Here is a 21,191-nt window from a genome sequence, read left to right as displayed (position 1 = left end):
CCCTCTCCCGGCCACAAAGGAGGCAAAACCGCGCCGAGTCAGCCCTCGGCGGCCCCTGCGTCTGCGGCCCGTGCGCGCACCACCCGGTCGCGCCCGTCGAGATCCGGCAAAATCTCAATGCCGGTCAGCCCCGCCCCCGCCAGCATCTCCGAAACCGCTGCGCCCTGCGTCGGCCCAATCTCCAGCAGCACCCGCCCACCGGGCGCCAGATGGTCGCCCAGTCCGGCAGCTATCGCGCGATAAGCGCTCAGCCCATCGCCCCCATCGGTCAGCGCGCCCTGCGGCTCATGGGCCAATTCGCGCGCAAGCCCGGCCATCTCCGCCTCGGCAATATAGGGCGGGTTCGACACGATCAGGTCATACCGCCCGCGCAGCCGCGTAAACCAGTCGCTCTCCACAAAGCCCGCCCGCCCGGCGAGCCCAAGAGCCTCGGCATTGCGCTGCGCCACCTTGATCGCCGCGGGCGAAAGCTCCAGCCCCACGCCCCGCGCCTGCGGGCGTTCTGCCAGCAAAGACAACAAGATACAGCCCGACCCTGATCCAAGATCCAACACATCGGCAAAGGGCTCTTCCAGCGCGGCCGCCACCAGAATTTCCGTCTCCGGACGCGGGTCCAGCACATCGGGCGTCACAATAAAGCGCGCCTTCCAGAAGTCGCGCCACCCGCGAATATGGCTCATCGGGCTGCCCGCCGCCCTGCGCTCCGCCAGCTCAATCGCGCGCCCGACCACCCCCGGCTCCAAGGCCTTTTCCGGGTCGGTCAAAAACCGCGTCCGCGACTCGCCCGAGGCCACCTCAAGGATGATCCACGCTTCCCGGCTGTCGTCGATCCCGCCTTCGCGCAGCCGCGCGCCAATCTGCGCAATCGCCTCGGCGGGCGTGCTCACCCGCCCATCTCCGCCAGCTTGCGGGCCTGATCGTCGGCAATCAGCGCCTCGATCACCTCGCCCAGCTCCCCCTGCATCACCCGATCAAGGCTGTAGAGGGTCAGGTTGATGCGGTGGTCGGTCATCCTTCCTTGCGGGAAATTATAGGTCCGAATCCGCTCGCTCCGGTCGCCCGACCCCACCTGGCTCTTACGATCGGCACTGCGCTCGCTGTCCACCCGCTGCCGCTCCAGGTCATAGAGCCGCGTGCGCAACACCTGCATGGCGATCTCGCGGTTGCGGTGCTGGCTCTTCTCACTGCTCACCACCACCACGCCCGTCGGCAGGTGAGTGATCCGCACCGCCGAATCGGTGGTGTTCACATGCTGCCCGCCCGCGCCGCTGGCCCGCATCGTGTCGATCCGTATGTCGCCCGCGGGGATGTCGATATCCACCTCCTCGGCCTCCGGCAGCACCGCAACCGTGGCCGCGCTGGTGTGTATCCGCCCGCCGCTCTCGGTCTCCGGCACCCGCTGCACCCGATGCACGCCGCTCTCAAACTTCAACCGGGCAAAAACCCCCTCACCCTTCACATGCACCACAGCTTCCTTGACCCCGCCCAGCTCGGTCTCGGCAAACTCCAGCACTTCAAAACTCCAGCCCTGCGCCTCCGCGTAGCGCTGATACATCCGCAGCAGATCGCCGGCAAAAAGCGCGGCCTCATCGCCGCCGGTGCCGGGACGGATCTCAATCATCGCCGGGCGCGCATCGGCGGCATCACGCGGCAGCAGGGCCAGCTGCAACGCCTCCTCGATCTCCGGCAGGCGCGCGCGCAACGCCGGAAGTTCCTCCTCCGCCAGCTCCGCCATCTCCGGATCGGCCAGCATCGCCTCGGCCTCCTCCAGATCGGCCCGCACCTGCCGCCACGCGCCAATCTGCTCCACCACCGGCTTCAGCTCGGCATACTCCCGCCCCAGCCGCGCAATCTCCTCGCCGCTCACGCCCGCGTTCATCCGCGCCTCGATAAATTCGAACCGCGCGGTGATCTCCGCCAATCTCTCATCCGAAACCATGCGCTCCCTCTCCCCCATCAACAGGCTTTGGTCAAGGCCGCACCCGTGCTACCATGCGGGGATGAAACAGCTTCTCGCCCTTGCCCTGCTCGCCGCCACGCCGGTCGCGGCTGAGGGCACGCTCGGAGGCAAGACGGTGGATTGCTACTGCACCGACAGCCACGGAAGCCGCGTCGAACTGGGCGAAAACATCTGCCTCACCGTCGGTGGCCGCAGCTTCACCGCGCAATGCCAGATGTCGCTCAACGTGCCCATGTGGCGCGAAGTCCGGCCCAATTGCCTCAGCTCGTCCCTGCGTCCGCTTCAATCCCCGCTTCCGCCAGCCAGCGCTCCAGCCGCTTCCGGTTAACGCCAAGGTCGCCCTTGCCGATCACCAGATGTGCATGGATATGCAGCGCCCCTGCTTCGTCGCGCCACACCCGCGTGACATCGGGAAATTGCCAAACCGCCGAGCGCGTCACATAGGCCCCCGGCGCTGGCGAGACCGTGCGCAAATCCTCCAGCGCCACCTTCTTTAGCCGCGCCTCCGCATCCTTGGGCGCAGCCGGCAGCACCAGCTTCACGCCGCCCTCCATCTGGTGCCACCCCGGCTCATACGGCCCCGGGTGCCCCTCCAGCCGCTCCGCCGGGATCGGCCAGAGCCGCACCAGCAGGCCCAAGCCCATCAGCACCGCGCCCAATGCGACTAACCACCAGAACATCACGCACCCCTCTCGATATACCTGCCGGAAATACTCACTCCGCCGACTGCCTAAAGCGGTGCGCCGCGCCCCAAAGGCAAATCAGCTCCATCGCCACATGCGCCCCGGCCACAGCCGTGATGCCCGCATGGTCGAAGGGCGGTGACACTTCCACCACGTCCCCGCCCACCATGTTCACACCAGACATGCCCCGCAAAATCGCCGCCGCCTGCGCGCTGGAGAGCCCGCCCCACACCGGCGTGCCCGTGCCCGGCGCAAAACCCGGGTCCAGCCCGTCGATGTCAAAGCTCACGTAGCAGGGCGCATCGCCCACCCGCTCGCGGATCATTTCGGCCACCGCCTGCGGGCCAATATCATGCACCTCCGGCGCGTCGATGATCTTGATCCCCATCGTGTCGGGGTTCACCGTGCGGATGCCCACCTGCACGGCGCGCTCCACATCAATCAGCCCCTCCTTCACCGCCTTATAGGCAAAGGTGCCATGGTCAATCCGCTCCGGGTCGTCATCCACCCATGTGTCGGTGTGCGCGTCGAACTGCACATAGGCCAGCGGCCCGTGCTTCTTCGCATGCGCCCGCAGGATCGGCAGGGTGATCGAGTGATCGCCCCCCAGCGTGATGCACCCACAGCCCGCGCCAAGGATCCCCGCCACATGCGCCTCCAGCGCCTTGGGAAACTCCCAAACCTTGGCATAGTCGAAGGCCATATCGCCGTAGTCAGCAATCGCCAGCTCTTCCAGCGGGTCAAAATCCCAGCCATAGGGCGGATCATAGGGCTGCAAAGTGCTCGCCTCCCGGATCGCCCGCGGCCCCAGCCGCGTGCCTGTCCGGTTCGTCACCGACTGGTCAAACGGCACCCCGGTCACGGCCAAATCATAGCCCGCCAAATCCTTGGTATAGCGCCGCCGCAAAAAGCTCGTCGCCCCGCCAAAGGTATTCTCAAAGCTCGCGCCCCGCCGGTTTTCCCGCGTAAACGCCTGATCTACCTGTGTCTTTGCGTCTTCAAGTGCCACTCAAGCCTCCACCGGCTGCGCCCGCTCTACCAGCCGGGCAAAAAAGCTCGCCCCCACCGGCGCGACCTTGTCGTTAAAATCATATTTCGGGTGGTGCAGCGATGGCCCCTCCCCCTGCCCAAGGAACAAGAACGCCCCGGGTCGCGCCTCAAGCATGTAGGAGAAGTCCTCCGCCCCCATCTCCGCCGTGCCCTCGCGCTCCACCCGGCCCGCGCCAGCAATCTCCTCGGCCACATCGGCAGCAAAGCCCGCATTCTCAGGCCGGTTCACCGTCGCCGGGTAGCCCTCGTGGTAGATCAGTTCCGCCTCCACCCCATAGGCCGCCGCCTGCCCCGAAACGATTTCGGCCAGCCGCCGCCGCGCCATCGCCCGCACCTCCGGGTCAAGCGTGCGCACCGTCCCGTTGATCCAGGCAGAGTCGGGGATGATATTGTCAGCACTCCCGGCATGGATCTGCGTCACGCTCACCACCAGTTCCTCCATCGCGTAGTGGTTGCGGCTGACGATGGTGTTCACCGCGCTCACAATCCCCACCGCCGCCACGATCGGGTCGCGCGTCTGATGCGGCATCGCCCCATGCCCCCCCACACCGTTCACCTGCACCTCCCAGCTGTCCACCGCCGCCAAGATCGGGCCCGGCGTGGTCAAAAACGCGCCTTCCTCCATCCCCGGCGCATTGTGAATGCCGTAAACCTCGGTGATCCCGAATTTATCCATGATCCCGGCCTTCACCATGGCCTCGCCGCCCGCGCCGCCCTCTTCCGCAGGCTGGAAGATCAGCGCCACTGTCCCGGCAAAATTGCGCGTCTCGGCAAGGTACTTCGCGGCGCCCAGAAGCATCGTCGTGTGCCCATCGTGCCCGCAAGCATGCATCTTGCCCGGCACAGTGCTCGCATGCTCTGCCCCGGTCGCCTCCTCTATCGGGAGCGCATCCATATCCGCCCTGAGCCCCAGCCGCCGCTTGCTCACGCCCTTGCCGTGGATCAGCGCCACCAGCCCGCTCTCGGCAATGCCCTCATGCACCTCATCCACCCCGAAGGCCCGCAGCTTCTCGGCCACAAAGGCCGCCGTCTCATGGCAGTCGAATCCCAGCTCTGGGTGCATGTGGATATGCCGCCGCCATGCGGTCATCTCCTCAGAATATCCGGCAATCCGGTTGACGATGGGCATGGGCTGGGGTTCCTCTCTGCTGAGACGCTGCCACCAAATCCCATCCGGAGCCCCCCCGCAATGGCCGACCCGTCCGACCCGCTGATTTTCGACCAAACGCCGGAAGACGCCCGCCAGATGCAGCGGCTTCTCGCCATCATGGCCTGCCTGCGAGACCCTGAGCAGGGCTGCCCCTGGGACATCGAGCAGAGCTACGCCACCATCGCCCCCTACACCATCGAGGAGGCCCATGAGGTGGCCGATGCGGTCGCCCGCGCGGCCTGGGGCGAGCTGGAGGGCGAGTTGGGCGACCTCCTGCTGCAAGCCGTCTACTTCGCCCAGATGGGCAAGGAGGATGGCCACTTCACCTTCGCCTCCATCGCCCGCAACGTCTCCGACAAGATGGTCAGCCGCCACCCCCATATCTTCGGCACCGAATCCCGCGACAAATCGGCCGAGCAGCAAACCCTCGACTGGGAAAAGCAAAAAGCAGCCGAACGCGCCGCCAAGGGCGAGACCCGAGTGCTAGACGGCGTCGCCCTCGGCCTCCCCGCGCTCACCCGCGCCCTCAAACTGCAAAAACGGGCCGCCCGCGTCGGCTTCGACTGGACCGAGGTAAAGGACGTGCTTGCCAAGCTGCAGGAGGAAGCCGCCGAACTCGCCGAAGCCGAAGGCGATGCCGACGCGATGGAAGACGAAATGGGCGATCTCCTCTTCGTCCTCACCAACCTCGCCCGCCACAAGGGGATAGATCCGGAAGCCGCCCTGCGCCGCACCAACGCCAAGTTCACCCGCCGTTTCAACGCAATAGAAGACGCGCTTGAAGCCGAGGGCCGCACGCCTCACGACGCCACGCTCGAAGAGATGGATGCCCTCTGGACCCGGATCAAACAGTCAGAAAAGGCCTGACCCATGCGCCACCCCCTCCTTGCCATCACCACTCTGCTCGCCGCCACGCCCGCCGCCGCGCAAGACGCCAGGTCCTTCGTAGCCGCCTGCGCCACCGGCAAAACCGAGGCCTGCCACGCCGGCTCCCGCGCCGCACAGGCCGAGGGCGACACGGCCCTGCTCTTCACCTTCGCCGTCACCGGCTGCAAGCAGGGCAACACCATCTCCTGCTCCGACGAGGGAATGATGCACATCACCGGCATGGCGGCAGAACCCGACATGGCGCGCGGCGTGAAACTGGTCTCACAAGGCTGCGCGGATGGCTACAGCCGCGCCTGCACCAACCTCGGCTACCTCTCCTACACCGGCACCGGCGTCGCCCAAAATACCGCCAAGGCCGCACGGTACTACAAGGAAGGCTGCACCAAAGGCAGCGGCCCGGGGTGCTACAACCTCGCCCTCATGGTGCTCGACGGCGAGGCCAAAGGCGATGCCGACGCCCTCCTCACCCGCGCCTGCACGCTCGGCGAAAACCGCGCCTGCCACTGACGCGGCCTCCGGGACAAAACCGCTTCGTCCCATTTTCTTGCAGAAAATACTCCCAGGGGGTGTGGGGGACTGGTCCCCCATTCGGTCCCCAACCCCACTCACAAACGCCCGAGCCGGCGCGCAAGCCCGCGCATGGCGAGGCGGGGTGGGCGGGCGGGCGCCTTGCCATGCGCGGGCGCCCTCTCAGCGCTCACAGGCGCTCGATGTCCCCCTCCGACCGCGACGCATGAAACGCCGCCTCGAACGCCGCAAACCGCCCCTCGGCAATCGCCTCCCGCATCTCCCCCATCAATTCCTGATAGTAATGCAGGTTGTGCCAAGTCAGCAGCATCCCGGCAATCATCTCGCCCGCCCGGTACACATGATGCAGATAGGCGCGTGAATACCCCCGGCAGGCCGGGCAGCTACAGGCCTCATCCAGAGGGCGCGGGTCATCGGCATGGCGCGCGTTCTTCAGGTTCACCTGCCCCCGCCGCGTCCACGCCTGCCCGGTGCGCCCGCTCCGCGAGGGCAGCACGCAATCCATCATGTCCACCCCGCGCTTCACCGCGCCCACAATGTCATCCGGCTTGCCCACGCCCATCAGATAGCGCGGCTTCTCCTCAGGCAGCATGCCAGGCGCATAATCAAGCACGCCAAACATCGCCTCCTGCCCCTCGCCCACCGCAAGCCCGCCAATCGCGTAGCCATCAAAGCCAATGGCCCGCAGCGCCTCGGCGCTCTCGCCGCGCAGTTCCTCGGTCACGCCGCCCTGCTGGATGCCAAACAGCGCATGCCCCGGCCTGTCGCCAAAGGCCGCTTTCGAGCGTTCCGCCCAGCGCATCGAAAGCCGCATGCTCTCCGCCACCGCCGCCTCCGTGGCGGGCAGCGCCGGGCATTCGTCAAAGCACATCACAATATCACTGCCCAACAGCCGCTGAATCTCCATCGACGTCTCAGGGCTGAGAAAGTGCTTCGAGCCATCCACATGGGAGCGAAAGGTCACCCCATCCTCGGTCAGCTTGCGCAGCTCGGCGAGGCTCATCACCTGAAAGCCCCCCGAGTCGGTCAAAATCGGCTTGTCCCAATTCATGAACCCGTGCAGCCCGCCAAGCCGCGCCACCCGCTCCGCGCCGGGGCGAAGCATCAGGTGATAGGTGTTGCCCAGCAAGATGTCGGCCCCCGTCGCCGCCACGCTCTCGGGCAGCATCGCCTTCACCGTCGCGGCGGTGCCCACCGGCATGAAGGCCGGGGTGCGGATCTCGCCGCGCGGAGTCGTCAAAACCCCAAGCCGGGCCTTGCCGTCGGTTGCCTTCACTTCGTATGTCACGCGCGTTGTCATATGGCGGTCTCCTTGCGGCTCCATATCCGGCAATTGCCGCCAAAAGCCAAGCCACCCTCATCCGTCGTCATAGCCACACGCCCCGGGTTCTGGCGGTGCCAGATCAGCGCTCCGCGCTCAACGCGCGGTGGCTCCATTAACCACCCCGCCCAAAATCTCGTCTGCATCACTTGTGCATCCTTTGTGCATCACATGTGCCTGTGTCCCGCTTGCGGTTAACGCCGCAAATCGACCCCGCGTTACCCCGCCGCACGCGCAACAGCTGCCCTTGCCCGGCCCGCCCCGGTATCCTATGTAAACACTCAGGAACAGGAGTCCCCATGCCCGAAGATACGCCCCCCCTCGAAGGCACCCCGCTGATCAAGCCTTCCAGCACTGAGCACCCGCTTCACGAAGCGGTCGTGGAGGCGTGTCGCACGGTCTATGACCCTGAAATCCCAGTGAATATCTTCGACCTCGGGCTGATCTACACGATCGAAATCAACCCCGAGAACGAGGTCAATGTCATCATGTCCCTCACCGCGCCCGGCTGCCCCGTGGCCGGAGAAATGCCCGGCTGGCTCGCAGATGCCATCGAACCCATCCCCGGCGTGAAGCAGGTTGAGGTCGAAATCACCTGGGAGCCGCCCTGGGGCATGGAGATGATGAGCGACGAAGCGCGGCTGGAACTGGGGTTCATGTAAGAAAAGCAACCAAAATAGGTTTCTTTTCGCGAATGACACCAAAAAAGGTTGCCAAACAGGCGTAGCACACTAAACTGGCTACACCATGTCCAGCACGCCGAATGACCAAGCAACCCTCCAGCGCTCCGCCGTCCTGACGGGCGACATCGTTGGATCACGCGAGCTCGGCAGCTCTGAAATTACCAAAATATTTCAAACCCTTGAGCGCTGCGCAGCCACTCAGGCGGCATGGTTTGATGCCCCCCTCAACTTCACACGGCACCGGGGCGATGGCTGGCAGGTCGTCGTAAACCACAGCCAGTTTGCCCTCCGCTCCGCCGTTGCCTTCCGCGCAGCCCTGCGCGGCCTTGGCGCGGGATATGATAGCTACATCGGCATCGCCGCAGGACCAATCGGCACCTACGGCACCGACCTGAACGCCGAAACATCCGAGGTTTTCGCCCGCTCCGGTGCCGCTCTGGAAGACCTCAAGACACACAGCACACGCCGCATGGCCCACGCAGATCCCGGCCCATACAACGCCGCCACGATCCTCGCCGATCACCTCGTGCAAAGCTGGACAACCGTGCAGGCCCAAACCGTCGCCGCCGCCCTTGCACCAGATGCCCCGGCCACCCATGCCCAGATCGCCGAACGCCTCGGCAAGTCCCGCCAAGCGGTGACCAAGGCCCTCAAGGCCGCCGGGTTCGATCACCTCAACCTCGCCCTCGCCACCCTGGAACGGGACCAATCGCCATGATCGAAACCGCGGTTGCCCTGCTGCTCGCCCACGTGCTCGCCGATTTCACGGCTCAAACCGGCTGGATGGTCCGCCACAAGGCCCGTGCCGAGGTTTTCGCCCTGCATATCGCCATTACCGGCGCCCTCAGCTGGGCCGCGCTGGGCTTTTACGGCTGGCAGGCTGCGCTGGCCGTCACCGCCGCCCATGCGGGCATAGACACCTTGAAAACATGGGCAATGCCGCTCGCTTGGCGCAACACGCTCGCCACCTTTCTCGCCGATCAGGCGGCCCATATCGTGAGCATCGCCGCCGTCGCCTTCATCTGGCCCGGTGCCGCCGCCTCGGGCCTCTGGGCGCCTTGGCTGGCCCAACTCACCGCCCCTGCCCTCACCATCGCCGGCATCGTGCTGTGCGTCTGGGCCGGCGGGCATGCGGTTGGCCTGCTGATGCAACGCTACGCCGCCGAGGCCCTGCCCGAAGGCCTCCCCGACGCCGGGCGGCTGATCGGCCAACTTGAACGCGCGATGATCTTTCTGTTGGTGCTCATCAACCAGCCCGCGGGCATCGGCTTCCTGATTGCCGCCAAGTCAATCCTGCGCTTCGACACCGCCTCCAAGGGCCAGAAGACAGGCGAATACGTGATCATCGGCACCCTTGCCTCCTTCGCCTGGGCGCTTGCCATCGCAACCGCCACCCAGCGCCTGCTCGCCGCGCTCTGAGCAAAGCTTCACCGGCGCGTCACCGATTTGTTGGCGTCTTGTCACAACTGCCGCGTTGGTATGCGCCCATCGCAAACCAAGGAGTCGCAACAAATGCGCCGCACCCCTCTTCTCGCCACTCTCCTCCTCGCCACCGCCGCCCCGGCCCTTGCCGAGGCCCCGCTCTCCGGCTACGGCCCCCGCCCGGCCTATCTGATCAACAAGCTGCCCGAGGGTGAGCTGAAGACCAAGCTGCAAAGCTGCCTCGGCCAACCCATTGCAAAGTCGGACTTCTCCATCGCTCACCGTGGAGCGCCGATGATGTTCCCCGAGCACACCGCCGAAAGCTACCGCGCGGGCGCGGCGATGGGCGCGGGCGTGGGTGAATGCGACGTGACCTTCACCAAGGACAAGGAGCTGGTCTGCCGTCACGCGCAAAACGACCTGCACACCACCACCAACATCCTCGTCAGCGACCTCGCCGCCACCTGCACCACTCCCTTCAGCCCCGCCGAGGGCGAAACCAAGGCCGCTGCCGAGTGCCGCACCTCGGAGATTTCGCTGAGCGAATTCAAGGGCCTGATGCCCAAGATGGACAGCGCCGACAGTGCCGCCACCACGGCGGAAGAGTATCAGGGCGGCATCGCTGGCTGGCGCACCGCGCTCTACGTGCAAGAGCCCACAATCCTCACCCACGCCGAGTCGATCGAGCTGTTCAAGGAGCTCGGCGTCAAGATGACTCCCGAGCTGAAGTCGCCTTCCGTCGAAATGCCCTTCGACGGCTTCTCCCAGGCCGACTACGCGCAGAAGATGATCGACGAATACAAAGCCGCCGGCGTGCCGGCTTCGGATGTATTCCCGCAGTCCTTCAACCTTGATGACGTGCTCTACTGGGTTGAGAACGAACCTGAATTCGGCGCGCAAGCCGTCTTTCTGGTCGAGCCCGCCGAAGGTTTCGACACCCAAAACCCCGAGACATGGGCCGAAGATTTCGCTGACCTCAAGGCCAAGGGCGTGCAGTATCTCGCCCCGTCGATGAACATGCTCGTGACGCCTGAAAATGGCACCTACGCCGCCTCCGCCTATGCCAAGGCGGCCAAGGAAGCGGGCCTCAAGCTGATCACATGGTCGCTGGAGCGCTCCGGCCCCCTCGCCTCCGGCGGCGGCTGGTACTACAACTCGACCACCGAGATCACCGACACTGACGGCGACATCTACGAGCTGGTCGACGCGCTGGCGCAAGACGTTGAAGTCGAAGGCATCTTCTCCGACTGGCCCGCCACCGTCACCTTCTACGCCAACTGCATGGGCCTCTGAGGCCCCCACAAGCCAAGGGCGCTCCGCACAACGCGGGGCGCCCCCCTTGAGCCATGCCGCCTCCCGGCCTACATATGGGCCAAAGGAGCACTCCAATGTTCGGTATTCCCGGCAAGCAAGCCGTCACCATCACCCCCCGCGCCGAGGCCGAGATTGCCAAGCTGATGGCACGCGATGGCCACAAGGGCCTGCGCATCGGCGTCAAGAAGGGCGGCTGTGCAGGGATGGAATACACCATGGAATACGCTGATATCATTGACGAACATGATGAGGTGGTCGAGCAAAACGGCGCTCGCGTCATGATAGCGCCGATGGCCCAGATGTTCCTCTTCGGCACCGAGATCGACTATGAGACCTCGCTGCTGGAATCCGGCTTCAAGTTCAACAACCCGAACGTGACCGAGGCCTGCGGCTGCGGCGAGTCGATCAAGTTCGCCGAGATGTAACCCGGGCTTGACCCTACCGGCGCGCAGGCCCACCCTCGCCCCATGTTCCTGCCCTTCTTCCAGACCCTCCGCAAAGCCGGTGTGCCCGTCACCCTCCGTGAGCACCTGAGCTTTCTTGATGCTGTCTCTGCCGGGCTAACCACCTACGATATCAACGCTTTTTATTACCTCGCCCGCGCCTGTCTGGTGAAGGACGAGCGCCACCTCGACCGCTTCGATCAGGCGTTTTCGCACACCTTCAAGGGGCTCGAGAGCATTCCGCTGGAGGCGGTGCTGGAGGCCGTCGATCTGCCCGATGACTGGCTGCGCAAACAGGCCGAAAAGCACCTGTCGCCCGAAGAAATGGCCGAGATCGAGGCAATGGGCGGCTTCGAGAAGCTGATGGAAACCCTGCGCGAGCGCCTCAAGGAGCAGGAAGGCCGCCACCAAGGCGGCAACAAATGGGTCGGCACCGCCGGCACCTCTCCCTTCGGCGCTTATGGCTACAACCCAGAAGGCGTGCGAATCGGGCAAGACAAATCACGTCATCGCCGCGCCGTAAAAGTCTGGGACAAAAGAGAATTCCGCAATCTCGACGACTCCGTCGAGCTTGGCACCCGCAACATCAAGGTCGCCCTCAAACGCCTGCGGCAATGGGCCCGCGACGGCGCCCATGAAGAGCTTGATCTTGACGGCACCATCCGCGCCACCGCCGAGCACGGCCACCTTGATGTCAAAACCCGCCCCGAGCGCCGCAACGCCGTGAAGGTGCTGCTCTTTCTCGATGTCGGCGGCTCGATGGACCCGCATATTAAAGTGGTCGAAGAGCTGTTTTCAGCCGCCCGCGCCGAGTTCAAGCACCTCGAATACTACTACTTCCACAACTGCCTCTACGAGGGCGTCTGGCGCGACAACCGCCGCCGCTGGTCCGAGCAAACGCCCACATGGGAGGTGCTCAACACCTACGGGCCGGACTATCGCGCCATCTTTGTCGGTGACGCCTCCATGTCGCCCTATGAGGTTGCTTACCCCGGCGGCGCCAACGAGCATTGGAACGAGGAGAGCGGAGCCACATGGCTTGCCCGTGCCCGCGCCCAATGGCCGCAGAACCTTTGGATCAACCCGGTCCCCGAACAGCACTGGGGCTACACCCAATCCATCGCCATGATCCACGAGATCTTCGAGGCGCGGATGGTGCCGATGACGCTCGAAGGCCTCACCGCAGGCATGAAGGGCCTGACAAAGTGAGCGCGCGGCCCGCTGCTCTTCCCGTCATCCTCGGGCCTGACCCGAGGATCTCTCACCACGGCCCTCTGCCCACCCGCACGACGCCCCCCACCGGCTCGCCATGACCCTGCTCCGCCGCCACCCCATCCTCACCGCCTGCTTTGCCCTCGCCCTCGCCGCCACGCTCTTCTTCGGCATCCGCACGGTGCAGCGCACCATCTACTGGATGGACCCGGCCCATCAGGCGCAGGCGCTGGAGCCTTGGATGACCCCGCGCTACATCGCCCACTCATGGCTGGTTGACGGGCAGGAATTGGCCCAACACCTCGGTGTCCCGCCAAAGCCAAAGGAGCGCCCCACGCTCGAAACCATCGCCAAGAAACGCGGGGTGCCGCTGGCGCAGGTCATCGAGGAGGCCCAAGCCTTCCTCGATGCCAACGCCAAGCGCGAAGCGCAGGAGTAGCGTGCCGGTGTCCGACCTCCTCTTCGAGCTTCTGGCCGCCTATGGCGTGCCCATCCTAGCCATTGTCACCTTCCTGTCCTGCCTCTGCGTGCCGGTGCCGTCCTCGCTGCTCATGCTCACCGGCGGAGCTTTCACCGCTACGGGCGACCTCACCCTCGGTGCGGTCTCGGTCGGGGCTTTTGCGGGCGCGGTGCTGGGCGATCAGGCGGGCTATCAGCTTGGCCGCAGCAGCGGTGCCTGGATAGATCGCAAGATGACCGACCGTCCAAAGCGGCAACATCTCTTCACCCGCGCCCGCGATTTCACCCTACACCGCGGCGGGCCGGGGATCTTCCTCACCTGTTGGCTCTTCGCACCGCTGGGGCCATACGCCAACCTCGCCGCCGGGGCGAGCGGGATGCGTTGGCTCACCTTCACCGCCTGGGGCCTCGCCGGAGAGGTCGTCTGGGTCGGTATCTATGTCAGCCTTGGGCGGCTCTTCGCCGAGAACATCTCGCTAGGGGCGCAGGTGGCGGGCCAGGGCCTTGGCTTCCTCGCAGCCCTGGGAATTACACTCTTCCTCGGGGCTTGGCTGCTGCGCTCAATCCGCCGAGGCCGCGAGCAGGGAAAAACGGACTAACCGGCAGGCAGCAGGCGGCCGGAAACTCCCGAGCAAAACAGTCAGCCATTGACCCGACCAAAAGAGTCGGGTTTAACGCCCCCGAAAACCACAGGGAGACATTCCATGCTGCGCACAACATTCGCCCTCACCCTCGCCGCCACCCCGGCGCTGGCTGATGAGATCAACGTCTACTCCTACCGCCAGCCCGAGCTGATCGCCCCGCTCACCGAGGCCTTCACCGAAGCAACCGGCATCGACGTCAACGTCGCATTTCTCAACAAGGGCATGGTCGAGCGCCTTCAGGCCGAGGGCGATCGCTCCCCCGCAGATGTCGTGCTCACCGTCGACATCTCGCGCCTGAACGAGCTGGTCGAGGCGGGCGTGACCCAGCCGCTTTCCTCTCAGGTGCTCACCGACAACGTGCCCGCCGCGCTGCACGGCCCCGATGGCCAATGGTGGGGCGTCACCACCCGCGCCCGCATCGTCTATGCCTCCAAGGAGCGCGTAGCCGATGGCGAAGTAACCACCTATGAAGATCTGGCCGACCCCAAGTGGAAGGGCCGCATCTGTATCCGCTCGGGGACCAATGCCTACAACGTCGCGCTTGTTTCCGCGATGCTGCACCACCACGGCGAAGAAGAAACCAAAACCTGGCTCGAAGGCGTCAAGGCCAACCTCGCTCGCAAGCCGCAGGGCAATGACCGGGCACAGGTCAAGGCGATCTGGGCAGGCGAATGCGATATCTCGCTGGGCAACACCTACTACATGGGCAAGATGCTTGAAGACGAAGAGCAGCAGGCCTGGGCCGACAGCGTGCGCATCGAGTTCCCGACCTTCGAAGATGGCGGCACCCACATTAACCTCTCCGGCGTCGCGCTGACCAAATCCGCGCCGAACAAGGAGAACGCGGTGAAGTTCATCGAATTCCTCGCCTCCGACGCCGCGCAGGAAATCTACGCCGAAAAGAACCACGAATACCCCGTTGGCCCCGGCACCGAACCCTCCGAGCTGGTCAAGGGCTGGGGCGAGTTCACCCCGGATGACGTCAACCTCGTCGACATCGCCAAGCTCCGCCCCGCCGCGATCAAGCTGATCGAAGAAGTCGACTTCGACGGCTGACAACGGGCGGGGTTTCCCCCATCAGCGTAGGGTGGGCAATCTGCCCACCGCGCCACAACACACTCAGACCAAAGCCCCGCCCGGCCCGCGCCCTGCGGGGCTTTTCCTTCTCCGCCCGGCGCATCACGCCTTCACTGCCGCGCCCTCCTCACCCCGGCCCAGCCACCACAGCCCGAGCGCCAGAACCGCAGGCACCAGCAACCCCAGCGCCATCGGCAGTGCCGCCTCCCCGCGCCCCAGCGCCACCCCGGCAGAAACCGCGAAGGCCAACGCAAACTGCACCGCCCCCAGCAAGGCAGAGCCAAGCCCGGCCCCGCCCTCCGTGGCGGCCATCGCCAGCGCCGTCGCATTGGCCGAAAGCAGCCCGACCATGCCGATGGTCAGCCACAGCGGCACCACCAGCACCCAAAGCTCCGCGCTGCCCGAAGCCGCCACCACCGCCAGCGCCCCCAGGGCAAACAGCGGCAACCCGCCCCGCAAAATCTGCCGTGGCCCAAAGCGGTTGAGCAGCAAGTTGTTGAGCTGGCCAAACAGCACCAGCGCCGCCGCAATCAGCGCAAACAGCAGGCCATAGGCCAGCGAGCCGAGCCCGTATGTGCCCTGAAACACCCCCGAGGAGCCGGTGATGAAGGCAAACATGCCGCCCTGCACCAAACCGGCCACCACGGCCGGCACCACGAAGGCCCGATGCCGCAGCAGGGCCAAGGCACTCCGCCCGGAGCTTGCAAAGGGCGCCGCCACCCGTGCCTCGGCGGGCAGCGTCTCGGGCAGCACCAGCATCGACAGCGCCAGCGCAACCAGCCCCACGCCCGCCATCGCCACAAAAATCGAGTGCCAGCCGAAGCCCTCCAGCAGCAGGCTCCCCAAGGTGGGCGAGATGATCGGCCCGATTGAGAGCAGCATGACCAGCACCGTCATCACCTTGGCCGCCTTTCGCCCCTCATAGAGGTCGCTCACCACCGCCCGGCTCACCACCATCCCCGCACAGGCCCCAAGCGCCTGAAGAAAACGCAGCGCGATGAAAAGGCCGATGCCTTGCACCGTGAGCAGCGCCAGCGAGGTCAGCACAAACAGCACCACCCCGCCCAGCAACGGTGCCTTGCGCCCGTAGCCGTCAATCAACGGCCCCATGATGAGCTGCCCCACGCAAAGCCCAAGGAAAAAGGCAGAAAGCGAAAGCTCCGCCGCCCCGTGGCTAGCCCCCAGGGCATCGGCCACATCCCCCATCGCGCTCAGATACATATCGGTCGCCAAGGGCGGAAAGACGGAGAGCAGGGCCAGAACGCCCGTGATGGCGGCGGCCTTTCGGGGCGAGGAGAGAGAGGGTGGCACGGCGCGATTCCTTTATTAGACTGCGGTCTACCCACATTTAGTAGACGGCAGTCCATAAATCAAGTAAGCCATGGGGCGGACTATCGGAGGAAACCCGCAGATGAGCGGAGAAACCCAGATCGGACGGCCACGTGACGCAGAGGCAGGCACCGCCATCAAATCCGCCGCGCTGCGCATGGTGCGCGCCATGGGCTACGGCAAGGTCTCGATCTCCCGCATCGCCGCCGAGGCGGGCGTGGCACGGCAGACGCTCTACAACCGCTGGCCCACCAAGGCCGACCTGGTGCTCGATGCGGTGTTCGACCAAATCGCCGCCCACACACCCCCGCCCGACCCTGCCAACCCCGAGCCCCCGGAGGCCCAGCTTCGCGCCTTCCTCACCCGCGTTCTCACCCACCTTGAGCGCGATGGTGACACGCTCCGCGCCCTCATCGCCGCCGCCCAGGATGATCCGGCCTTCCGCGACACCCTCCGCGAGCGCTTCGTCCTGCCCCGCGAGGCGCTGGTGACAGAGCTTCTGCGCGAGGCCCAGCGGCGCGGCGAGCTTTCGCCCGGCCGCGATGCCGAGATGCTCTCCACCTTCATCCACGGCGCCTTCTGGTATCGCCTGCTGAACGGGCAGCCGATAGGCGCGGAGCTGGCCGAGGCAATCACCGCCGAGATCTTCGCGCCCTGAGCCTCGGCCCCCAGCCCCGCTCTGCCCCCCGCCCCCAGCCCATTCGGCCCCCCGGTTTACATTCCCGCCCCCGCCTGCCACCCTGCCCGCAAACATCCGGGCACCCGCCCCCCGCGCGCGCGGCCCCGGCAAACCCACACTCCCCCCTGAAAGGATACCCCATGACCCAGGCCAAGCCGGGCGATACGCTTCAACTTCACTACAAGGGCACGCTGGAAGACGGCACCGTCTTCGACAGCTCCGAGGGCCGCGACCCGCTGTCTTTTGAACTCGGCTCCGGCCAGATCATCCCCGGCCTCGACGCGGGCGTGACCGGCATGGAAGTCGGCGAAAAGCGCACCGTTCAGGTCGAGCCCGAGCAGGCCTACGGTGCCCATATGCCCGACCGCGTGCAGGCGGTGGATCGCGCCAGCGTGCCCGACAACATCCCAACCGAGCCCGGCACCCAGCTTCAGGTGCAAACCGCCGACGGACAGGCCCTGCCCGTTACCGTGGTGGAGGCAAATGACGAGCAAGTGGTGCTCGACGCCAACCACCCTCTTGCCGGCAAAACCCTGACCTTCGACGTCGAACTGGTCGAAATCGCCTGACCTAAAGCCAATGGCCTGCTGCGATCCGGGGGCGCCCGGGCCGTGGCCTGCGGCTCATTTGGCCAGCGCCGCCGTCAGGGCCTCAGCCCGTTTGGCAACATCGGCGCGGTCACGCCCCAGCACCACCGCAGTGCAATGGCACACGCCATCGGCTGTCTCCATGTAGAGCGCGTCGATCAGCCTGTAGGGCACAAGCCATCCCTCCTGCACCGGCTCCCTTAGCCGCGCGATCAACTCGCTCAACGGCCCCTTGAATTGCCCGGCAAAGGTCTGGCTACAGGGCAGCCCATCGGTGCGGGCCACCGCAGGCGCGTGCAGCAGGATCTGCGGCGTGCAGGCGTTGAAGCGGAAGTTCGGGTCGAACAGGATGATCTCGCCGTCCACAGTGCGGCCGATGTCAAAGCCGCAAACGCCAAGAAACCCCTCCTCCGCCGCCTTTTGCGCAACCTCCTTCGCAAGGGCGACCCCGGCCTCCGGCAAAGGGTGGTCCGGGTCGATCACGTTGCCAAGCTGCTGGCCTGGTGCGCTAAAGGTCTGCTCCGCCGCGCCAAGGTAGTGTACCCCCGTCTCCTTGATCGTCAGGTTGGCACACCAGCAGCGCTCCACGTCCAGCGCTGCCTCGCAAATCACCCGGTCGATGCCCAGCGCCTCAAAATGGCTCTGCGCCGCCGCAAGATCCCCTGCATCCGCGCAGTACCGCACCGCATGGCCCCAGCCCGTCGCGTCGTCACCCGCCGCCTTGAGAAAGACAGGCAGCGCCACCCCGTCTAATGCGGCCAGCGGGCGGATCTCACGCGGCGCCAGCGCATTGGCCGGTGCCAGCTGCGGCAGCGTCTCCTTGCTGTTCAGCCGCGCCCAAAGATCCGGCGCAACAAGGTGGGCTGCGTCACCGTAAAGCCCCTCGGTCACCGGGTAGGGCCAAAACAGCCGGTAGCCCTCCGCCACCATCGCCTGCGCATGGGCCACCGCCTCCTCGGTGGTGGTGAACACCCGCATGTCTTCTTCAATGTGCAGCCCGGCCTCTTCCAGAAAGGCCAGCCCCTCCTCCGTGACACCGCCCCGGTGCCGCAGCGTCGGGCTGCGACCCAGCGCACCAAGCAACAGCGTTGTCACCGCGTCGAGGTTGAACGGCGTGTAGCCCAGCATTCGGGTCTGCCGCAGATCGCTGCGCGCCATATAGGCCGCGCCCTCGGGCATCAGCCCGCCCGGCGGCACGGCGGGCCTCAGCGGCGCACTCACCGCAGCACCTCCTCAAGCACTCCGGCCAGCGCCATGATCCTCTCCGACCGCGGATCCCCGGCAAAGGTCGCCGTCTTGTTCGCATCGAACAGGATCGCCCGGCCGTCATGCACCACGTAGTCAAACTTCCCGAAGTCAAAGCCCATGCTGGCCCGATGCGCCTCGATCTCGGGCGGCACCTCGTCGAGGTAGTCGTATTTCACCATCGTGCCCGTCTTCACCATCGGGTCAGTCGCATAAATCTTGTAGCCATAGCCGCGCGAGCCAAAAAACAGCCAGCCCCGCTGGCAATAAAGCTCTCCCTCCCGTTCAGGCATGAACCGCTCGACAAGCAAATCATCGCGGCCCCACACCCAGCGCGGCACCTCCGCCACCGAGCCCAGCACCGGATAGGTCCGCTTGGGCAGCACCCGCGCAAGCTTCCAGCTTACCCCGGCGAGGCGGCGGCGCGCGCGCGTCAAGCGGCTGCGGCTCGCGCGCATCTCGGGCGAGCCGAAAGAATTCAGGTTTGACTTCACAATCACCGGCCCTTCCCAGCCATCGCCCGGCCCCACCTGCAACTCCGAATACTGCCGCTTCGAAATGTCCAGCACGCTGCCGTTCAGCACCCGTACGCCCTTGGGGGCCTCGGGCACATCCGCAGGGTCCAGCCGGGTGCAATCGTGGTGCAGGATGCAAAGGTCGGCATCAGCGGCAAAGTCGCGGCCCACATGAATGCTGTGCCCCTGCTCCTTCCAGATATCGCAGAGCACCCCCGTAACGTAATGCCCAAGCAGCACGCCGCTGTCCGTCGAAACGCTGATCCGCGCCATATCTCTCCTCTCCCTGCAATGATAGGCCCGTGCCCGACCCGCCCTTCTTTCGCAAAAGACAGGTTCCTGCCCGGAGTTCAAGCGCAACGCCGCGCGAGTTTTTGCCGGTGCCCCACTTGCCCCCTGCCCTGCACTGGGGCACACAAGCCCGACTCGCTGCTCCAAAACACCCAAGGCTCCAGATGTTCCGCCCTCTTCTTGCCCTCGCTGCCGCCCTCACCCTTACGGCCTGCGCCGAAATCACCGATCCGTCGGGCCTCTCCGAGGCGACCCGGGCCAAGTATGCTGCCGTGCAGGATGGCGACATCACCGTGCCTGCGGTGCCAGATGAGTTTCTCTCTGAAGAGATCGCCCGCAAAGAGGTGGCCTATTTCGCCCCCCACGCGCCGGGCACCATCATCGTCGATCCGGGCGCAAAGCGGCTGTATCAGGTCCTGGGTGATGGCCGCGCGATGCAATATGTGATCGGCGTTGCCCGCGCAGGCCGCGGCTTCTCGGGCACCGCCAATGTCGCCTTCCAGCGCGATTGGCCCTACTGGACACCGACGGCCAACATGGTGCGCCGCGACCCCGAGCTCTATGGCCCGATCCGCAACGGCAAACCCGGCGGCCTCGACAACCCCCTCGGTGCCCGTGCGCTCTACCTCTACCGGAATGGCCGCGACACGCTTTACCGCATCCACGGCACCTCCGAGCCCAAGTCCATCGGCATGCAGGCCTCGTCGGGCTGCATCCGCATGTTCAACCAAGATGCCATGCACCTCGCGGCAAACACGCCCAACGGCACCCGGGTGATCGTGCTGCCGGAATCGGCAACGGGGCGCTGGACCGGCGCGGCACAAGACGGCACCCCGCAAACCGTCGCCTCGCAAAACCCGCTTGAAGACACCTCAACCCTGTAGGGCGGGCACTCTGCCCACCTGAGCTTGTCGGTGAGATGAAACTGGGCATCCCTGCCCCGCTTGGGCGCGCTATTCCGCGTCGCTGAGCGCTGTCACGATCCGGGCAAAGTCCGCCGCCTTCAGCGACGCACCGCCAACAAGGGCACCATCGACGTTTGCCAATGCAAAGATCGCTTCGGCGTTCTCCGGCTTGACCGAGCCACCGTAGAGCAGGCGCATGGCGTTGCCCTCGTCAGCAAATCGGTCTGTCAGTTGCCTGCGCACAAACGCATGCACCTCCGCAATCTGCTCCAGCGTCGGCGTGCGCCCGGTGCCAATGGCCCAAACCGGCTCATAGGCAATGACAACATGCGCCGCCACACTGCTGTCTGGCAGCGAGTCGCGCAGCTGCGTGCCAATTACCGCCAGCGTCGTGCCAGCGTCACGTTCCGCCTCGGTCTCGCCGACACAGACAATGGCCGTGAGGCCGCGCTCCAGCGCCGTGACGGCCTTGGCCCTAACGATTGCATCGGTTTCGCCATGATCGGCCCGGCGCTCCGAGTGACCGAGGATCACATGCGTTGCCCCCGCATCAGCCAGCATCGCCGCTGATAAATCGCCAGTATGCGCGCCCTTCAGTTCGGAGTGACAGTCCTGCGCGCCGATCAGCAGATCGGAGCCGATGGCCATGTCGTGCATCCGGTGGATCAGGGTCGCCGGTGGGCAGATCAACACGTCACACTCCGGCGCGCTGAGCCCGCCGATCAGCGTTTCAATCTCGATCAGGTCTCCGCTCAACCCGTTCATCTTCCAATTGCCAGCGGCAAGTTTCGCTTTCATGGCTCTCT

The 21,191-nt window shown here is 65.6% G+C and carries 25 protein-coding genes; 15 read left to right on the top strand and 10 right to left on the bottom strand.

Going from position 1 to position 21,191, the window contains the following annotated elements:
* Positions 1-38: 38 nt before the first annotated feature.
* Both prmC and prfA read right to left on the bottom strand, forming a co-directional pair.
* On the bottom strand, positions 39-887 hold the full coding sequence (gene prmC, locus ACXAG6_RS10640; protein ID WP_475337476.1) for a peptide chain release factor N(5)-glutamine methyltransferase: 849 nt from the start codon (positions 885-887) through the stop codon (positions 39-41).
* Positions 884-1,939 carry a peptide chain release factor 1 gene (gene prfA / locus ACXAG6_RS10635; RefSeq protein ID WP_475337475.1) on the bottom strand — a complete coding sequence of 352 codons (1,056 nt, stop codon included), beginning with the start codon at positions 1,937-1,939 and terminating at the stop codon, positions 884-886. Before prfA ends, prmC begins: the two co-directional genes overlap by 4 nt.
* A 61-nt stretch (positions 1,940-2,000) precedes the next feature.
* On the opposite strand from prfA, the gene ACXAG6_RS10630 reads away from it, so the two are divergent.
* Positions 2,001-2,288 carry a hypothetical protein gene (locus ACXAG6_RS10630; RefSeq protein ID WP_475337473.1) on the top strand — a complete coding sequence of 96 codons (288 nt, stop codon included), beginning with the start codon at positions 2,001-2,003 and terminating at the stop codon, positions 2,286-2,288.
* Here ACXAG6_RS10630 and ACXAG6_RS10625 read toward each other — a convergent pair.
* Genes ACXAG6_RS10625 through ACXAG6_RS10615 form a run of 3 tightly spaced genes read right to left on the bottom strand, consistent with a single transcriptional unit; the run spans position 2,221 to position 4,822 of the window.
* Entirely contained in the window at positions 2,221-2,640 is a 420-nt protein-coding gene (locus ACXAG6_RS10625) for a DUF1499 domain-containing protein (protein ID WP_475337472.1), read from the bottom strand. The genes ACXAG6_RS10630 and ACXAG6_RS10625 overlap by 68 nt on opposite strands.
* Before the next feature lie 34 nt (positions 2,641-2,674).
* On the bottom strand, positions 2,675-3,652 hold the full coding sequence (speB, locus tag ACXAG6_RS10620) for an agmatinase (protein WP_475337471.1): 978 nt from the start codon (positions 3,650-3,652) through the stop codon (positions 2,675-2,677).
* Positions 3,653-4,822 carry a M20 aminoacylase family protein gene (locus ACXAG6_RS10615; protein ID WP_475337470.1) on the bottom strand — a complete coding sequence of 390 codons (1,170 nt, stop codon included), beginning with the start codon at positions 4,820-4,822 and terminating at the stop codon, positions 3,653-3,655.
* A gap of 60 nt (positions 4,823-4,882) precedes the next feature.
* On the opposite strand from ACXAG6_RS10615, the gene mazG reads away from it, so the two are divergent.
* Positions 4,883-5,710, top strand: a complete 828-nt coding sequence (gene mazG, locus ACXAG6_RS10610; protein ID WP_475337468.1) for a nucleoside triphosphate pyrophosphohydrolase — start codon at positions 4,883-4,885, stop codon at positions 5,708-5,710.
* A gap of 3 nt (positions 5,711-5,713) precedes the next feature.
* A complete protein-coding gene (locus ACXAG6_RS10605) occupies positions 5,714-6,238 on the top strand; it encodes a tetratricopeptide repeat protein (protein WP_475337467.1) in 525 nt (174 codons plus the stop codon).
* Positions 6,239-6,428: 190 nt separating this feature from the next.
* On the opposite strand, the gene tgt is transcribed toward ACXAG6_RS10605, so the two are convergent.
* Positions 6,429-7,559, bottom strand: coding sequence for a tRNA guanosine(34) transglycosylase Tgt (gene tgt / locus ACXAG6_RS10600; RefSeq protein WP_475337465.1), 1,131 nt, complete (start codon positions 7,557-7,559; stop codon positions 6,429-6,431).
* A 320-nt stretch (positions 7,560-7,879) separates the two neighbouring features.
* On the opposite strand from tgt, the gene ACXAG6_RS10595 reads away from it, so the two are divergent.
* The 9 genes from ACXAG6_RS10595 (at position 7,880) to ACXAG6_RS10555 (ending at position 14,813) form a co-directional block, all read left to right on the top strand.
* A complete protein-coding gene (locus ACXAG6_RS10595) occupies positions 7,880-8,242 on the top strand; it encodes an SUF system Fe-S cluster assembly protein (RefSeq protein WP_140013862.1) in 363 nt (120 codons plus the stop codon).
* A gap of 85 nt (positions 8,243-8,327) precedes the next feature.
* Positions 8,328-8,981 (top strand): MarR family transcriptional regulator, encoded by a 654-nt coding sequence (locus ACXAG6_RS10590; RefSeq protein ID WP_475337463.1) that lies wholly within the window; start codon positions 8,328-8,330, stop codon positions 8,979-8,981.
* A complete protein-coding gene (locus tag ACXAG6_RS10585; RefSeq protein ID WP_475337462.1) occupies positions 8,978-9,682 on the top strand; it encodes a DUF3307 domain-containing protein in 705 nt (234 codons plus the stop codon). The genes ACXAG6_RS10590 and ACXAG6_RS10585 overlap by 4 nt, the downstream gene beginning before the upstream one ends.
* Before the next feature lie 93 nt (positions 9,683-9,775).
* Positions 9,776-10,978, top strand: coding sequence for a glycerophosphodiester phosphodiesterase family protein (locus ACXAG6_RS10580; RefSeq protein WP_475337460.1), 1,203 nt, complete (start codon positions 9,776-9,778; stop codon positions 10,976-10,978).
* A 95-nt stretch (positions 10,979-11,073) separates the two neighbouring features.
* The gene (locus tag ACXAG6_RS10575; RefSeq protein WP_475337459.1) at positions 11,074-11,424 is read left to right on the top strand and encodes a HesB/IscA family protein; all 351 of its coding nucleotides are present in this window, start codon (positions 11,074-11,076) and stop codon (positions 11,422-11,424) included.
* A 42-nt stretch (positions 11,425-11,466) separates the two neighbouring features.
* On the top strand, positions 11,467-12,651 hold the full coding sequence (locus tag ACXAG6_RS10570; protein ID WP_475337458.1) for a vWA domain-containing protein: 1,185 nt from the start codon (positions 11,467-11,469) through the stop codon (positions 12,649-12,651).
* A gap of 100 nt (positions 12,652-12,751) precedes the next feature.
* A complete protein-coding gene (locus tag ACXAG6_RS10565; RefSeq protein ID WP_475337456.1) occupies positions 12,752-13,093 on the top strand; it encodes a hypothetical protein in 342 nt (113 codons plus the stop codon).
* Between the two features lie 7 nt (positions 13,094-13,100).
* A complete protein-coding gene (locus ACXAG6_RS10560; RefSeq protein ID WP_475337454.1) occupies positions 13,101-13,712 on the top strand; it encodes a DedA family protein in 612 nt (203 codons plus the stop codon).
* A 105-nt stretch (positions 13,713-13,817) separates the two neighbouring features.
* Complete coding sequence (locus ACXAG6_RS10555; RefSeq protein WP_475337453.1) at positions 13,818-14,813, top strand: Fe(3+) ABC transporter substrate-binding protein; 996 nt, start codon at positions 13,818-13,820, stop codon at positions 14,811-14,813.
* A 123-nt stretch (positions 14,814-14,936) separates the two neighbouring features.
* Here the strand turns inward: ACXAG6_RS10555 and ACXAG6_RS10550 are convergent, their stop codons facing one another.
* Positions 14,937-16,145, bottom strand: a complete 1,209-nt coding sequence (locus ACXAG6_RS10550) for a multidrug effflux MFS transporter (RefSeq protein ID WP_475337452.1) — start codon at positions 16,143-16,145, stop codon at positions 14,937-14,939.
* A gap of 100 nt (positions 16,146-16,245) precedes the next feature.
* Between ACXAG6_RS10550 and ACXAG6_RS10545 the strand changes: the two genes are divergently transcribed.
* Together ACXAG6_RS10545 and ACXAG6_RS10540 are read left to right on the top strand one after the other, a co-directional pair.
* Positions 16,246-16,821, top strand: coding sequence for a TetR/AcrR family transcriptional regulator (locus tag ACXAG6_RS10545; RefSeq protein ID WP_475337450.1), 576 nt, complete (start codon positions 16,246-16,248; stop codon positions 16,819-16,821).
* A gap of 161 nt (positions 16,822-16,982) precedes the next feature.
* Entirely contained in the window at positions 16,983-17,411 is a 429-nt protein-coding gene (locus ACXAG6_RS10540) for an FKBP-type peptidyl-prolyl cis-trans isomerase (protein WP_140013853.1), read from the top strand.
* Positions 17,412-17,465: 54 nt separating this feature from the next.
* Here the strand turns inward: ACXAG6_RS10540 and ACXAG6_RS10535 are convergent, their stop codons facing one another.
* Together ACXAG6_RS10535 and ACXAG6_RS10530 are read right to left on the bottom strand one after the other, a co-directional pair.
* Complete coding sequence (locus ACXAG6_RS10535; RefSeq protein ID WP_475337449.1) at positions 17,466-18,650, bottom strand: hypothetical protein; 1,185 nt, start codon at positions 18,648-18,650, stop codon at positions 17,466-17,468.
* Complete coding sequence (locus tag ACXAG6_RS10530) at positions 18,647-19,462, bottom strand: hypothetical protein (protein WP_475337448.1); 816 nt, start codon at positions 19,460-19,462, stop codon at positions 18,647-18,649. Before ACXAG6_RS10530 ends, ACXAG6_RS10535 begins: the two co-directional genes overlap by 4 nt.
* Before the next feature lie 182 nt (positions 19,463-19,644).
* On the opposite strand from ACXAG6_RS10530, the gene ACXAG6_RS10525 reads away from it, so the two are divergent.
* Positions 19,645-20,364, top strand: a complete 720-nt coding sequence (locus ACXAG6_RS10525; protein ID WP_475337447.1) for a L,D-transpeptidase — start codon at positions 19,645-19,647, stop codon at positions 20,362-20,364.
* A 69-nt stretch (positions 20,365-20,433) separates the two neighbouring features.
* Here the strand turns inward: ACXAG6_RS10525 and tpiA are convergent, their stop codons facing one another.
* Positions 20,434-21,183, bottom strand: coding sequence for a triose-phosphate isomerase (gene tpiA, locus ACXAG6_RS10520; protein WP_475337446.1), 750 nt, complete (start codon positions 21,181-21,183; stop codon positions 20,434-20,436).
* Positions 21,184-21,191 lie beyond the last annotated feature (8 nt).

This window comes from Vannielia sp. ABF1_015, from assembly GCF_056160745.1.
Note: the sequence above shows the minus strand (reverse complement) of the source record. Positions and strands in the feature narration are given on the sequence as shown.

Excerpts from the sequence above, each read along its gene's own strand:
- prfA (WP_475337475.1), bottom strand. The coding sequence starts at position 1,939 with ATGGTTTCGGATGAGAGATTGGCGGAGATCACCGCGCGGTTCGAATTT.
- ACXAG6_RS10630 (WP_475337473.1), top strand. The coding sequence starts at position 2,001 with ATGAAACAGCTTCTCGCCCTTGCCCTGCTCGCCGCCACGCCGGTCGCG.
- ACXAG6_RS10625 (WP_475337472.1), bottom strand. The coding sequence starts at position 2,640 with ATGTTCTGGTGGTTAGTCGCATTGGGCGCGGTGCTGATGGGCTTGGGC.
- ACXAG6_RS10615 (WP_475337470.1), bottom strand. The coding sequence starts at position 4,822 with ATGCCCATCGTCAACCGGATTGCCGGATATTCTGAGGAGATGACCGCA.
- mazG (WP_475337468.1), top strand. The coding sequence starts at position 4,883 with ATGGCCGACCCGTCCGACCCGCTGATTTTCGACCAAACGCCGGAAGAC.
- ACXAG6_RS10605 (WP_475337467.1), top strand. The coding sequence starts at position 5,714 with ATGCGCCACCCCCTCCTTGCCATCACCACTCTGCTCGCCGCCACGCCC.
- tgt (WP_475337465.1), bottom strand. The coding sequence starts at position 7,559 with ATGACAACGCGCGTGACATACGAAGTGAAGGCAACCGACGGCAAGGCC.
- ACXAG6_RS10595 (WP_140013862.1), top strand. The coding sequence starts at position 7,880 with ATGCCCGAAGATACGCCCCCCCTCGAAGGCACCCCGCTGATCAAGCCT.
- ACXAG6_RS10590 (WP_475337463.1), top strand. The coding sequence starts at position 8,328 with ATGTCCAGCACGCCGAATGACCAAGCAACCCTCCAGCGCTCCGCCGTC.
- ACXAG6_RS10585 (WP_475337462.1), top strand. The coding sequence starts at position 8,978 with ATGATCGAAACCGCGGTTGCCCTGCTGCTCGCCCACGTGCTCGCCGAT.
- ACXAG6_RS10580 (WP_475337460.1), top strand. The coding sequence starts at position 9,776 with ATGCGCCGCACCCCTCTTCTCGCCACTCTCCTCCTCGCCACCGCCGCC.
- ACXAG6_RS10575 (WP_475337459.1), top strand. The coding sequence starts at position 11,074 with ATGTTCGGTATTCCCGGCAAGCAAGCCGTCACCATCACCCCCCGCGCC.
- ACXAG6_RS10570 (WP_475337458.1), top strand. The coding sequence starts at position 11,467 with ATGTTCCTGCCCTTCTTCCAGACCCTCCGCAAAGCCGGTGTGCCCGTC.
- ACXAG6_RS10565 (WP_475337456.1), top strand. The coding sequence starts at position 12,752 with ATGACCCTGCTCCGCCGCCACCCCATCCTCACCGCCTGCTTTGCCCTC.
- ACXAG6_RS10555 (WP_475337453.1), top strand. The coding sequence starts at position 13,818 with ATGCTGCGCACAACATTCGCCCTCACCCTCGCCGCCACCCCGGCGCTG.
- ACXAG6_RS10545 (WP_475337450.1), top strand. The coding sequence starts at position 16,246 with ATGAGCGGAGAAACCCAGATCGGACGGCCACGTGACGCAGAGGCAGGC.
- ACXAG6_RS10540 (WP_140013853.1), top strand. The coding sequence starts at position 16,983 with ATGACCCAGGCCAAGCCGGGCGATACGCTTCAACTTCACTACAAGGGC.
- ACXAG6_RS10530 (WP_475337448.1), bottom strand. The coding sequence starts at position 19,462 with ATGGCGCGGATCAGCGTTTCGACGGACAGCGGCGTGCTGCTTGGGCAT.
- ACXAG6_RS10525 (WP_475337447.1), top strand. The coding sequence starts at position 19,645 with ATGTTCCGCCCTCTTCTTGCCCTCGCTGCCGCCCTCACCCTTACGGCC.
- tpiA (WP_475337446.1), bottom strand. The coding sequence starts at position 21,183 with ATGAAAGCGAAACTTGCCGCTGGCAATTGGAAGATGAACGGGTTGAGC.